Consider the following 14,313-nt stretch of genomic DNA (forward strand, 5'->3'; position numbering starts at 1 on the left):
CTACACCATTCATTTAATTTATTGATTTGCATTGAACAAGGAAAAGCGATAAAATAAAATCCAATAAAACATTTCAAGGATGAATTTCCAAAACCAAGAAATCAAGACGTTTAAATTAAAAATAAAGGAGACCCCGCCGCCGCTAAAGCGTCTTGCGGAAAGTCTCCCATAGTTCGATTATTCGAGGAAATCCTTGAGTCGTTTACTACGACTCGGGTGACGCAACTTACGAAGAGCCTTGGCTTCGATCTGACGAATACGCTCACGCGTAACACCAAATACCTTGCCGACTTCCTCCAGCGTTCTCGTCCGTCCATCGTCCAGACCAAAACGTAGACGAAGCACGTTCTCTTCACGTTCAGTCAATGTATCCAACACATCTTCGAGCTGTTCTTTCAGCAACTCATACGCAGCAGCATCCGCCGGAGCAAGTGCTTCCTGATCCTCAATGAAGTCACCCAGATGGGAATCATCTTCCTCACCAATTGGTGTTTCCAGAGAAACCGGTTCCTGTGCAATCTTCGTAATTTCACGAACTTTCTCTACACTCAGATCCATCTCAGCAGCGATTTCTTCTGGTGTCGGTTCACGACCAAGTTCCTGCAACAGCTGACGGGATACCCGGATCAGCTTATTAATCGTCTCCACCATATGCACAGGGATACGAATTGTGCGCGCCTGGTCAGCAATAGCACGAGTGATCGCTTGGCGAATCCACCATGTTGCATACGTACTGAACTTGTATCCTTTTTTGTGGTCGAACTTCTCAACCGCTTTGATCAGACCCATATTACCTTCCTGAATCAAATCAAGGAACAACATTCCACGTCCAACGTAACGCTTGGCGATACTGACAACGAGCCGTAAGTTAGCTTCAGCCAGACGACGCTTGGCTTCTTCATCCCCGTTCTCAATCCGTTTAGCCAGTTGTACTTCATCATCTGCCGACAACAGTGGCACACGACCAATTTCCTTGAGGTACATACGGACAGGGTCATTGATTTTGATACCTGGCGGCAAGCTCAGATCATCATCAAAGTGGAATTCGTCCTCTCCCTCTCTGGTGTTGTTCTCGGAATCTTCACTAGGACGAAGTGTAACCTCTTCATTGTTTTCATTCACTACATCAATGCCCAGATCGCTCAGTTGCTCATAGAACTCATCCATTTGCTCTGCATCCTGCTCAAAAGGAGAGAGTTTCTCTATAATTTCCTTGTAATTCAGCGAAGCTCTTTTCTTACCTGATTCAATCAATTGATCTTTAACCTGATCCAGTGTCAATTCTGTTTCTAGTTCAGTATGCTGATCATTCGCCATAATTCGACTCCCTCCTCCCTAGAAACATCTAATCATCAGACGTTCACTGTCTCTCTAGGGCAATCATTTCAATTGCAATCTGTGCCGCGCGTACAGAATCACCTGCCCGCTCTGCAGCAATCATTTCTTCTTTTTTCAAATCGTACTCTTTCTTACGCGGATGTTTCAGCACTTCTCTGATGCAATCATCGAGCATTTGAATACTCCATTCACCTGGACCATCCATCATCGAGATCGAACTGACCGTTTTTTCCAGGCGATCGTCATGCAGTGAAGACATAAAACGGCTTGTATCCGACGGTTTGCCTTGCGCATAGTAGGCATATAGATAAGCAGCAATAGCTGCATGATCATCCAAGTTAAAAGCTTCACCAAGATGCTCATTCACGTACTGGGCAGCCTCATCATCCTGCAACATCCAGGCGATCAGTTTGCGTTCAGCTGCGTGGTAAGCCGGCAACAGATTGGGTGTAGGCACCTGCCTATTTTGTTGCCTACCATTATTCCACCTTTTCGGGTTATTATCCCCATACTGGAGGTTATTTTTCATCGCCTCCCGTTCTTCATTACACTCCTGCTTCAATGTTTCGAAGGATACGTCCACTTCTGCAGCCAGTTCACGAAGATACACTTCCCTTTCTGTTGGAGAAGGTAAGGGTGCAATCAACTTTACTGCTTCTTTCGAATAGGCGATTTGTCCGCCACCCTCTAGCAGTATATGGTTTTTTTTTAAGTTTATAAGTTTAAATTTTGTAGTTGTCACGGCACCATCCACAATCTGGTTTCGGAACCGTTCACCACCATGCTTCCGGATAAAATCATCCGGGTCAAGTCCCTCGGGAATGAGAGCCACTTTGACCTGCAATCCAGCTTCCTCAAGAATAGGGAAGTTTTTGAGTGCAGCAGCCTGTCCTGCTCTGTCGCCGTCATAACATATGATGACTTCGTCGCACATCCCTTTGAGCATCAGTGCCTGATTCTCGGTTAGCGCAGTACCCATTGCCGCTACGCCATTCTGGATGTCCTGATCCCACGCGGAGATGACATCTCCATATCCCTCGAACAAAATGGCTTGTCTTTGTTTGCGAATTGCATTTTTGGCATGATGCAGATTATAGAGAACACGGCTTTTGTTAAATAACCGGGTTTCCGGTGAATTTAGATACTTCGGTTGCCCATCTCCCAATATGCGTCCTGCAAATGCAATCGGCTTACCGCTCCTGCCATTAATCGGGAACATAATCCGGTCTCGGAATCGATCCACATATCCCTGACCTTCATTTCGCGGTGACAGAAGTCCACCCTTTTCCATCTCTTCGAGCGGATAGTTACGTTTCTCAAGAAATTGTACCAGTGTGTCCCAACGATTTGGTGCAAAACCAATCTGGAACTGGTCAATCAACTTGTCGCCAAAACCTCTTGAGCGTAAATACTCCATGGCTGACTTGCCGTGCTCTGTATTTTTCAACAAAAAATGATACAGCTTCGCGGTAAGCTCATAAGCCTCCAACAGACGTTCCGTCTCCGGATTCACATGAGCAGATTCACGCCCTTGCCAGTCCCCCATAGAGATGTGACTTTCTTCCGCCATCGTTTTGACAGCCTCGGGAAAGGATAACCCTTCGATTTCCATCCTGAATTTGATGGCATTTCCACCCGTGCCGCAACCGTAGCAGTAGAAAATTTGTTTCTCAGGTGTAACGGTGAACGAAGGCGTCTTCTCGGAATGAAAAGGACAGAGGCCTTTCATATACTTCCCCTGTTTGGTCAGATGCACAAATCGGCTCACCGTATCGACAATATCATTCTGCTGTAACACCGATTCAATAATACTTTCGGGTATACCGCCTTGTCCGGTACTCATCTCTGGCCACCTTCATCTCTTCAACACGTAAATATAATTCGATAAACTTACACATTCTCCTGCAAATCTTTTAAAAGTTTTGTCAGTTTATGTTGAAACATTTCTCGATCCTGCTCTGTGAAAGGCTTTGGGCCTTTCCCATAATGACCTCTTTTTCGTGCTTTGGCCGCAGTATGACGAGAATCCAACATGAAATCAATGTCACGATCGTTGAACTCACGACCACGAAAGGACAAAACATAACAACGTTTGCCAAGCGCAAGTGCCGCAAGTCCATAGTCCTGAGTGATAACCACATCATATGGCTTAATATGATTAGCAATATACAGGTCTGCGCTCTGATCACTGCGATCCACTTGCACGTTTCGTACCCCTTCTCCTCCTTGAAGCAAATGATCAAATGAAGAGACTAACAATACGGGGATGTTGAAAAGGCGAGCGGTTTGCGCAATCTCGGTTTTGACCGGGCAAGCATCACCATCCACAACAATGTGGCGTATATTTAACTCACTCAAACCCAGACCACCCGGTTTCATAAAATAGCTGCATATTGTTATATACGACCCCGGCCAGGCAAAATCCTTCTGCCGGAACGAGGGAAATCAAAGGCTAAAATACGGAGCGGTTGTCAAAAATACATTTCACAACCCGTTCCGTATATTTATACCCTCATATATCCTTCTTTAATACTGAATTTTAGCTTTGCGCCAAGTCTGTGGAAAAGGACTCATGAAATATGTCCAATTACCAAACCAACTTGGAAAAATCAGCAAATCCTTTCAAGTCACGATCAATAGCCGCGAGCAAGGCAAGTCGATTCGCTCGAACGGCTTCATCTTCAGCCATAACCATGACCGAATCGAAGAATGAGGTAATACCATCCTTCCAGGCAGATGCAATAGCCAGTGCTTCAGCAGCATGATGCTGAGTCAACGCCTGACGATATTCTGCATTCGTTTTGCTCCATGCCTCATGTAGCTGACGTTCTCCATCTTCTGTGAACAGTTCTGGATGTACGGAAGCATTGGATGCTTTGGCAGCCAGATTACCCACACGGTTGAACGATTCAACCGTTGTTTTGAATGCGTCTCCTGTCAGAACAGCCGCCATCAACGCTTCACCTTTCGGAACCACGGCGCTGATATCATCGAATCCGGAAGAAATTACGGCATCCACTACGTCGTAGCGAACGGTTTCGGACAACAATTTTTTCACACGAAGACCAAAGAAGTCTTGCAGATCTTTACGAACCTCTTCATCTGCACGTTTCAACAAGTTCATCTGGGCATGTACTTGAAGTGCTACTCCGAACACGTCTGACAATGTCAGCGGAAGCTTGTGATCCAGCAAAATCTGTACAATACCTGCAGCCTGACGGCGCAGCGCGTACGGATCCTGAGAACCCGTTGGAATAATGTTGATGGAGAAACAACCCACGATTGTATCCATTTTGTCCGCTGCACTCACAATGGCACCAACAAGAGAAGCAGGGGATTGATCTCCAGCGAAACGTGGCTGATAGTGTTCGAATACCGCTTTGGCCACTTCTTCTTTTTCGCCGGCTTTACGAGCGTAATCCTCACCCATCACACCTTGCAGTTCCGGGAATTCTCCCACCATCAGTGTCACCAGATCGAATTTGCAGATATCTGCTGAGCGGCTAACGGATTCGGCAACATCACCGGATACTTGCAGTTTGGCAGCAAGACCATCGGCAATCTTGCGAATACGACGCACTTTATCTCCAACCGTTCCCAATTCTTCCTGGAAGACGATACTTTCTAGCTTCGACAATGCATCCTTAATCTGTAACTTCTGATCTTCCTCATAGAAGAACTTGGCATCAGACAGACGTGCACGCAGAACTTTTTCATTCCCTCTGGCAATAACGTCCAGTGAATCACTTCCACCGTTACGTACCGTCACGAAGAATGGCAACAATTGTCCTTCACTGTCCAGTACAGGGAAATAACGCTGATGCTCACGCATAGAAGTAATCAATACTTCTTGTGGAATATTCAAGAATGAGGAGTCAAATGTCCCGAACAATACGGTAGGTGTTTCCACCAGGAACAGAACTTCCTCCAGCAAGTCTTCCTTAATCGCAATATCCCATTTTTTCTCAGCGGCCAGTGCCTGAATCTGGGATACAATCATCTGTTCACGTTCCTGGATATCAGCAATGACATGTTCGGAACGCAACACTTCCACGTATGAAGACGGAGTGGAGATCACAGCCTCCTTACCGAGGAAACGATGTCCACGAGTTACATTACCCGACTTAACACCTGTCACTTCCAGATCGATAACCTCACTGCCGAGCATAGCCACAATCCAGCGGATTGGACGTACAAATTTGAAATCATAGGAAGCCCAACGCATGAATTTTGGGAACGTCATGGCATGTAATACAGAAAGTAATCCTTCGCCAACTACAGAAGCCGTCTCCACACCTTTGCTGCTCTTCGTTGCATAGATATATTCAACACCGTTCAGTTCCTTGAACGTGAATTGGTCGGGTTCAACACCTTGACTGCGGGCGAATCCGAGTGCAGCCTTGCTCCAATTGCCACTGTCATCCAGGGCGATTTTGCGTGAAGGACCTTTCACTTCTTCCTCGATATCTTCCTGCTTTTCAGCCACATTGTGAATCAAAACAGCCAGACGGCGCGGTGTAGCATATGCATTCACTTCACCGTAAGCAATGCGGGATGCGTCAAGCCATTTCACGACACGTTCTTGCAGCTGTGCGATTGCTGCGCGCATAAAGCGTGCAGGTACTTCTTCCAGCCCTATTTCAAACAACAGATCCTTAGACATGCTCGGCTCCCCCTTTCTTGATCAGCGGGAAGCCTAGCTTCTCACGCTCTTCCATATATGTTGCAGCGACTTGGCGAGCCAGATTACGAACACGTGTGATGTAACCCGTACGTTCCGTTACACTGATGGCTCCACGTGCATCCAACAGGTTGAACGTGTGGGAACATTTCAGCACATAGTCATATGCCGGGAATACCAGATGCTGCGCCATGGCCTTGTTTGCTTCTTCTTCATGCATGTTGAAGAGTGTAAACAGCATTTTGACATCAGATACTTCAAACGTATATTTAGAGTGTTCGAATTCTGGCTGACGGAATACATCACCATAAGTGATACCTTCCACCCATTCCAGATCAAACACATTCTCTTTATCCTGAATGTAAGAAGCTAAACGCTCCATACCGTACGTAATTTCAACAGCTACCGGATTTGTCTCGATACCACCAACCTGTTGGAAATACGTAAATTGCGTAATTTCCATGCCGTCCAACCAGACTTCCCAACCAAGACCTGCACAACCAAGGGAAGGATTCTCCCAGTTATCTTCAACAAACCGAATATCATGTTTGAGCGGGTCAATGCCCAGACGCTTTAGACTTTCCAGGTAAATTTCCTGAATATTGTCCGGAGAAGGCTTGATGATTACCTGGAACTGATGATGCTGGTAGAGCCGGTTAGGGTTCTCACCATAACGTCCGTCCGAAGGACGACGGGAAGGCTCCACATAGGCCACTTTCCAAGGTTCGGGTCCAAGCGAGCGTAAAAAGGTCATCGGGTTCATCGTACCTGCCCCTTTTTCCGTATCGTATGGCTGGACAATAATACAGTTATGCTCGGCCCAGAATTGTTGCAGCGTTAGAATCATCTGCTGAAAATTCATAATCATGCTCCTTTTCAATGGTTTGTTAGCAAGCTTAGGACGGCGAAGACAACAATAAATAGCCCCCGTCCTACGCCTGTTGTACAGACGTAGGGACGAGAGCTATTCCCGCGGTTCCACCCTACTTGGCTTAGATCAAACAGGATGATCCTGTTCGTTCCAGCCCACTTTTCCGTGTCCATTCATGCTCCCGAGTGCCGTTTCAAAGACCGATTCAGCCAGGCTCCCACCATCCCCGGCTCGCTCATTCATGATTACCAAGTTTTGTTATACAACGACTTGTCTCCATAAATGCAATAAATCCAGTCTTTTACTTTCTCGTTCAATGCATGTCTCATAAAGAGAAATTATATTTCATAATATATAAAATCTAGTATGAAGTCAAGATATAGTTTCACTTCCACCAAAACGCCTCAAATCCCGTACTTCTCCATCTGATCGAGGAAAGAACGGGATTTAAGATTCAGACCAAGCTGATGATCCATAAAGGCACGCATCAACTTTTTGATCTCATCACGGGTAGACTCACTCACTGATATATTCCCCAAGCGCTGCAGATCCAACTGCGCGAACAAACGCAACAACTTCAGAGCCTTTGGACTTACGGACATCGCGGGAGGATCGAAATGTTTGCATGCTCGACACAAGACGCCACCAAGTCTGGGACTTATGAACAACTGCTCATCTGGTCGCTCCTGGTTGCAGGAGATGCACTCATCTAACTGTGGACCATATCCGGATGCCTGTAATATTTTCATTTCGTACAGACTTGTAATAACAACCGGGTCTTTCTCTTCCTTCAACGCCTGCAAACACGCCTTTAACTGTTTGAACCAAAATGTACCTGTCTCTTCATCCTGAAGCACCCGATCCAATAGTTCACACGCATAAGAAGCATATGAGGCCTTGACCAGATCTTCACGCAACTCATGATAAGATTCAACAATTTCTCCAGCGTTCAGTGTGCCTAGACCTGTATTGCGAAAATATACATATTGACCATACGTAAACGGCTGCACCAGTGCAGCATGTCGGCTCTTGGGCTTTTTGGCACCGCGGACGAGTACCCCTACTTTCCCGCCGCTTTCGGTGCAAAGCGTAATGATTTTGTTCCCTTCGCCGTAGTCCATGCTGCGGATGACAATCCCTTCCACCCTGTATAGCATGCCTCGTCACCTAACCATTCCCGAATCAGCCAGTTATCCTTCGGCTTCTTCATCTTCAATCACTTCCCTTGCATGATCCGACTCCTGTCCTAACGAGTTACACGCCTCGGTATATAACAAATAGGACTCTACATCCCCCGTCATCGCAAAAACCTTCCACGAAAAATCTCGCATCGGAATTTCATCCTCTCTTCGGAAATGACGTCTGCATCTACCAAATAGGATGGAGTCTTGCAAGGTAAACTATGTGTTGCAATTACTGGATACAATTCCGACGATCAGTCGCGGCCAAAGCCAAGGTCACGCAGAACTCTATCCTGATTTCTCCAGTCTTTTTTCACTTTAACCCACAGGTCCATGAAAATTTTGGAGCCGAGCAAGTTCTGAATATCGTGTCGAGCTCGTTTACCCACTTCTTTCAGAAGGGCACCCTGCTTCCCGATAATGATCCCTTTTTGGGAATCCCGTTCTACAAAAATGACAGCTGAGATATAAACGACACCGTTATCTTGCACTTTCATATCTTCGATCGTTACAGCAATAGAGTGAGGCACTTCTTCACGAGTCATTTGCAGAATTTTCTCACGAATCAACTCGGCACATACAAACTGCTCCGGATGGTCAGTAACCTGGTCATCAGGATAGTACTGTGGACCTTCTGGCAAATACTTGCCGAGCTGTTCCAGCAACGTGCTGACATTGCTGCCAAGCATGGCAGAGACAGGAACGATTTCAGCGAAATCGTGAAGCTTGCGATACGTCTCAATGAGTGGCAGCAGTGCTTCCGGCTCAATTTTGTCAATTTTATTCATGACAAGAATGACAGGTGTACGGATATTTTTCAATTGTTCCGCAATGTAACGGTCACCGCCACCCAATCCCTCCGAAGCGTCAATCAGGAACAGTGCTGCTTCTACTTCTCCGAGCGTATTCAAAGCAGTCTGGTTCATGTAATCGCCAAGTTTGGATTGACGTTTGTGAATACCGGGTGTATCCAGGAAAACGATTTGCTGATGTTCGGATGTATACACACCATGAATTTTATTACGTGTGGTTTGTGGCTTGTCCGACATAATCGCAATTTTCTGTCCGATCACCTGGTTCATCAATGTGGATTTACCTACGTTTGGACGTCCAATAATGGCTACAAAACCGGATTTAAATGCTTGTTTTTTCATATGTTCCTCCTCAGGCGCCTAGGCCTGGAATATTGGTTTATTTTTTGGCAGAATTCAGATCAGAAGGCCCAAAAGCCCAAGGTAACAGTTCAGCAACGGTGGTCTCTTGCAGATCACCTTTCAAGTTCCCCAAGATGACTTTCATATCAGGTTCACACAGTTCGTACATGACCTGACGACATACGCCACATGGAGCAATCGGACCATCCGTGTCGCCCACAATGGCAATCGCTGTGAAGCTGCGAGGCTTCTGCCCACCTGCAATGGCACTGAACATCGCCGTACGCTCAGCACAGTTACCTGGTGTATACGCAGCATTCTCAATATTACAACCATGATGCACATGACCTTCACTGTCAAGCAAAGCCGCGCCAACACCAAAATGGGAGTAAGGCGTATACGCCTTCGTACGTGCCTTAATTGCTTCTTGCATTAACAAACCGTTATCCATTATTATTCTCTCCCTTAGGGTGCAATATAAAGTTACTACCTACGGATTAAGTTCAACCAAAGCCAAATTTACACTAGCCACTCCGAGTCCAGAATAACCCTTCGATCGCTGTTATCCCCAGATTTTTTGATTCACTTTTTCATTGTGAAAATCCGGGGATAAAGGCGAACGCTTCGCTTCTACGGTTTATTCCTGCCCTCTTCGTTATCGTGTAATGTCAACAAGTTCAACTTAAAAAAGGTCTAACTTCACAAATTTGTGTAGTATTAAAATCAAACAAAACGAATCAAAACAAAGTTAATACAAATCAGTACAAACCTAACCAGTTCATCACCGGCTTAATGAAAACGATACAACCGATGATGACGGCGAATACCGCAGCCAGAAGAACTGCCCCGGCCGCGGTATCCTTTGCCGCTTTTGCCAGCGGATGGATATGGGGGTGTGCCAAGTCAACCGCTGCCTCTACAGCCGTGTTCATCAATTCAGTCACCAGGACCAAAAAGACAGCGGTCAGCACAAACATCCAATCCGTTCTTGAGATTTTGAAAAAAAAGCCGGCTGCACACATCAAAATAGCCACTCCCGTGTGAACTCTCACATTACGCTGAGTCCGCAACCCATATGCGATTCCTTCCGCAGCATTGCGGAATACCAGACCCCAGGAGCGTCTTTTCATTATCGTGTCAACCCGGCCTGGGCCAATACCGCTTCTTGTTTGCCCATCATTTCAGCCTCACTTGCTTCATCCTGATGGTCGTATCCGAGCAGGTGCAAGAAACCATGGACAAACAGAAAACCAAGTTCACGTTCAAATGAGTGTCCATACTCTTCACTTTGCAGGATGGTCCGTGGTACGGAAATGATGATGTCTCCAAGAACATCCGGCATTTCTTCCATTTCTTCATCTTCGTCCAGCTCATAGATAATATCTAGTTCTTCATCCACCGTTTCGTTCATCGCAAAAGACAGTACATCCGTAGGACGGTCAATGCCGCGATAATCACGGTTCAACTCATGGATCTGCTCATCATTCACAAAAGTCAGAGCCACTTCTCCGTCTGCAACACCTTCCGCTTCTCCAGCTAGATTTAGCAACTGTTCCAGCATTGCAATCATCGGTTCTGTAATTTCTTTATCCTGTTGTTCATTATTCCATGCCAGGTTAAGACTCATTCTTTCATAACTCCTGTCTACTAATATTAGAGGTTGTTCAAAAAGCCCTCTTTTGATTACGAAGGATGCCTAGGGGCATCCTCAGCATCGAATATGGAATTCAGCCGAAATGTCCGTTGATCACGTAGTTTTCCCTACGCTCCGCTACTCCATTTCTAGCTTCATCCCATCTTCTCGGTACTGAAAACCGACCTTTTTGAACACGAACTATTATTGAATTAGCCTGCTTCGGGTGAAGTGGGCTTTGGTTTCTTAATCTCCTCCGGATATTCTATCCTGGAGTGGAAGATACCCATCACCGTTTCCTTCAATGTTCTGGCGACGATATCCAGTTCACGCATTGTAAGGTCACAATCATTGAATTGATGATCGTCCAATCGTCCTTTAATAATCTTCTCAATCATGGACTCCACTTGCTCCACGGTCGGTTTGCGCAAAGATCTCACAGCAGCCTCTACACTATCAGCAATGCCAACAATAGCCGATTCCTTGGACTGAGCCTTCGGCCCAGGGTAACGGAAATCTTCTTCCGTGAAATCAGGCTCAACGCCTGCTTCTTCCGCCTGGCGCAGTGCTTTGTGATAGAAATAGTGGAGAAATGTCGTGCCGTGATGCTGTTCCGCAATATCCCGAATAGGTCTGGGCAGCTTGTAATCCTTCTGCATTTCCACCCCATCGCGCGCATGGGCAACGATAATGGATTTGCTCAGTTTGGGATCAATTGAATCATGCGGATTCTCCATATTGTTTTGATTTTCAATAAAATAGATGGGCCGCTTTGTCTTGCCAATATCATGATAATACGAACCCACTCGGCAGAGCAATCCGTTAGCTCCTATGGCTTCTGCTGCTGCTTCGGACAGATTACCTACCATAACGCTGTGATGATAGGTACCCGGTGTCTCCGTCAGCAACTTGCGAAGAAGCGGATGGTTCGGATTAGATAGTTCTACCAGTTTGAGCGCTGACAAAATGCCAAATGAAGTTTCGAAAAATGGCATCAGCCCAATGACCAGTATGGCAGTCAGCACTCCACCAGCAAATGCAAACCCAACGCCATACAGTGTCGTAGTTCGATTCCAATCGCCCGAGTCAATCAAAGCCAGGGTGAAAACGGCTATGGACCCGAACAGACAGACCATAATGGCCCCTTTCAGGATCGTTGATCGCTGGCTAGCCTTATGAGTTGCGAAGATCGCAACAAATGAAACTAATACAGCGAAGAAACCCAGTTCGAAGTCAAAAAGTTGACCCTGATGCGTATTCAAAATAATGCTGGACAACATACCGATCAAAATCGAACATACAAAGGCAAGCGACGTATCCAGCAAGAGCGCAATTAACATCGCTCCTACCGCAACAGGTGCAAGGAAGCCAACATAAGACCTCTCATTGGTCTGGATAATCGCCGTCACATGCATAACCACAATCGTAATAATAAAAATGAGAACAAGCATCAACAGCTGGGCATTATTATACTTAAAATGTGTTCCGCTGCCTTGCTGAATATACATCAGAATGGCTGCTGACAACAGGCAGGAAAACATAAGAAGCCCAAGCTGCGGCCAGTAGTTCACTTCATTTTTCAGCAAATCATTTTCATCCAGCAAAGTATACATCTCCGGAGTGATCATCTCACCCTTGGCAACTAATGTGTCCCCTTGCTTGATAAAGACGGTTTGCGTGTTCTCACGCGCCTGTACTTTAGCTTCCTTGGTTCCCTCTTCATCGTAGAAACGGTTCGCTGTCACCACTAGGCGAGCAAGCTCTTGCACGACCTCACGTTGCGTTCGCTTACCAAGAGAGCTGACACTCACCATCTCAGCTACTTTGGCACGGGCAGTGGTTGCATCGCTGATCTGATCCGTCATTAACCGGGCAACAATATCCCTCGCAACCGGTTTCATCTCCTGGATATCATCCGATGTCAGACGCGAGATTTTGATGTAAGTTTCTTCGGGAATACGGTAGCTTTGCTCCTGTACCACATTTCTGATCTCTTCCAAAAGAGTCTCGGAGTATGTACCGGCTTTCCGATTATTATTGATATAGTTGGTCACAAAGTCCTTCTGGCGCTGCGGAATTTCATCCTTATAAATATCAATCTTGTCCTGACTTGAAATCTGATCATCCTGATTTAATCGATCTACACGGTCAAGCAGGGTAGTCATCAAATTTTCGTTTCGCAACTGGACAATCTGAAATATCGGCTGTACCCGTTCTGCAGCTTCTTCCTGTGCTTTGAGTGTGGCCTTGTTATTCGGAATCTGCATGGGCGCAGCAATATCCACTTCACTCCGTGTACCTTCCTGAATATCATACCGCTCAGGGAGCAGCTTGGAAGCCAGACTCACGTAGAAAAGAATCACCAGAAACAAAAACAGAAGATAGCGTGCCCACACGCTATACTTCCATCCTGTAGCCTTATTCTGAAAAGATTTGCCTTTTGACGGTTCCTTCGAGGTCACTTTAGACAATCCCTTTCTATGCTTGATTTTCTGCGGCGTGGTTGTAAGCCACGATAATTTTCTGGACAAGGGAATGCCGGACAACATCTTGCTCGGCAAAATAGACAAATCCAATCTCGTTAACTTCGTTCAAGATCGTATTCGCTTCCACAAGTCCGGATTTCTTACCACGCGGTAAATCAATCTGTGTCACGTCTCCGGTGATGACCATTTTGGAGCCAAAACCAAGACGGGTTAGAAACATCTTCATCTGTTCCGGCGTTGTATTCTGTGCTTCATCCAGAATGATGAAGGAGTCATCCAGCGTACGCCCCCGCATATAGGCGAGTGGTGCGATTTCGATCAACCCTCGCTCCAGTGCCTTAGCGGTCTGTTCCTGTCCCATAACGTCATACAGGGCATCGTACAGTGGTCTCAGATACGGGTCTACCTTCTCCTGAAGATCACCTGGCAAAAATCCAAGACTCTCTCCTGCTTCAACAGCAGGCCGTGTGAGTACAATGCGTTTGACGCTGCCTTCTTTAATTGCAGCAACAGCCAGTACAACAGCAAGGTAGGTTTTACCCGTACCGGCAGGACCAATGCCAAATACAATATCACGTTTTTTAATTGTAGTTACATAGTGCTTCTGTCCAATGGTTTTAACACGGATTGGTTTACCTCGGTATGTCGTCGTAATCTCGCCCTTGAACAGATCCAATAGCTGGTCTGCCCGCATATCCTTGGCAAGTTCAATCGCATACTTCACATCTCTTTCAGTTAACACATATCCGTTGCGTATCAATTGCAGTAACACATCAAATAATTGTTCAAGCGATTCCACTTGCTGTGCGTTGCCAAAAATCACAATCTCCGCTTCACGGGATGCAATCTGGGCAGGAATCTCGGATTCAATCAGTTTAAGAAAAGTATCTTGGGGTCCAAAAAGAGACTGACCCTCTCCCGCACTCTGGAGCGAGATTTGTATGCTGCGTGTTTGCTCTGACAAATATC

General features: G+C 46.1%; 13 protein-coding genes. All 13 read right to left on the reverse strand.

Annotated features, from left to right (window positions below; translation table 11 throughout):
* Window positions 1–177: 177 nt before the first annotated feature.
* Window positions 178–1,317 (reverse strand): RNA polymerase sigma factor RpoD, encoded by a 1,140-nt coding sequence (gene rpoD, locus F0220_RS21320; RefSeq protein WP_017687256.1) that lies wholly within the window; start codon window positions 1,315–1,317, stop codon window positions 178–180.
* Window positions 1,318–1,360: 43 nt separating this feature from the next.
* Window positions 1,361–3,181: a DNA primase gene (gene dnaG / locus F0220_RS21325; RefSeq protein WP_091014001.1), complete on the reverse strand. Its 1,821-nt coding sequence runs from the start codon at window positions 3,179–3,181 to the stop codon at window positions 1,361–1,363.
* 47 nt (window positions 3,182–3,228) lie between these two features.
* On the reverse strand, window positions 3,229–3,696 hold the full coding sequence (locus tag F0220_RS21330; RefSeq protein ID WP_397376316.1) for a YaiI/YqxD family protein: 468 nt from the start codon (window positions 3,694–3,696) through the stop codon (window positions 3,229–3,231).
* A 229-nt stretch (window positions 3,697–3,925) separates the two neighbouring features.
* Window positions 3,926–6,001 carry a glycine--tRNA ligase subunit beta gene (glyS, locus tag F0220_RS21335; RefSeq protein ID WP_091013999.1) on the reverse strand — a complete coding sequence of 692 codons (2,076 nt, stop codon included), beginning with the start codon at window positions 5,999–6,001 and terminating at the stop codon, window positions 3,926–3,928.
* Complete coding sequence (glyQ, locus tag F0220_RS21340) at window positions 5,994–6,881, reverse strand: glycine--tRNA ligase subunit alpha (RefSeq protein ID WP_017687252.1); 888 nt, start codon at window positions 6,879–6,881, stop codon at window positions 5,994–5,996. The genes glyS and glyQ overlap by 8 nt, the downstream gene beginning before the upstream one ends.
* A gap of 413 nt (window positions 6,882–7,294) precedes the next feature.
* Complete coding sequence (gene recO / locus F0220_RS21345) at window positions 7,295–8,047, reverse strand: DNA repair protein RecO (RefSeq protein ID WP_105599727.1); 753 nt, start codon at window positions 8,045–8,047, stop codon at window positions 7,295–7,297.
* A gap of 33 nt (window positions 8,048–8,080) precedes the next feature.
* Window positions 8,081–8,221: a YqzL family protein gene (locus F0220_RS21350; protein WP_091013993.1), complete on the reverse strand. Its 141-nt coding sequence runs from the start codon at window positions 8,219–8,221 to the stop codon at window positions 8,081–8,083.
* A gap of 104 nt (window positions 8,222–8,325) precedes the next feature.
* Complete coding sequence (era, locus tag F0220_RS21355) at window positions 8,326–9,225, reverse strand: GTPase Era (protein ID WP_047843779.1); 900 nt, start codon at window positions 9,223–9,225, stop codon at window positions 8,326–8,328.
* 37 nt (window positions 9,226–9,262) lie between these two features.
* A complete protein-coding gene (locus F0220_RS21360; protein ID WP_036615035.1) occupies window positions 9,263–9,676 on the reverse strand; it encodes a cytidine deaminase in 414 nt (137 codons plus the stop codon).
* Between the two features lie 307 nt (window positions 9,677–9,983).
* The gene (locus tag F0220_RS21365; RefSeq protein WP_105599729.1) at window positions 9,984–10,355 is read right to left on the reverse strand and encodes a diacylglycerol kinase family protein; all 372 of its coding nucleotides are present in this window, start codon (window positions 10,353–10,355) and stop codon (window positions 9,984–9,986) included.
* Complete coding sequence (ybeY, locus tag F0220_RS21370) at window positions 10,355–10,852, reverse strand: rRNA maturation RNase YbeY (protein ID WP_036674804.1); 498 nt, start codon at window positions 10,850–10,852, stop codon at window positions 10,355–10,357. The genes F0220_RS21365 and ybeY overlap by 1 nt, the downstream gene beginning before the upstream one ends.
* 218 nt (window positions 10,853–11,070) lie before the next feature.
* Entirely contained in the window at window positions 11,071–13,320 is a 2,250-nt protein-coding gene (locus tag F0220_RS21375; RefSeq protein WP_091013988.1) for an HD family phosphohydrolase, read from the reverse strand.
* A gap of 16 nt (window positions 13,321–13,336) precedes the next feature.
* Window positions 13,337–14,308, reverse strand: coding sequence for a PhoH family protein (locus F0220_RS21380; protein ID WP_017687243.1), 972 nt, complete (start codon window positions 14,306–14,308; stop codon window positions 13,337–13,339).
* Window positions 14,309–14,313 lie beyond the last annotated feature (5 nt).

The sequence above is a fragment of the Paenibacillus sp. 37 genome (assembly GCF_008386395.1).
Lineage (GTDB): Bacteria > Bacillota > Bacilli > Paenibacillales > Paenibacillaceae > Paenibacillus > Paenibacillus amylolyticus_B.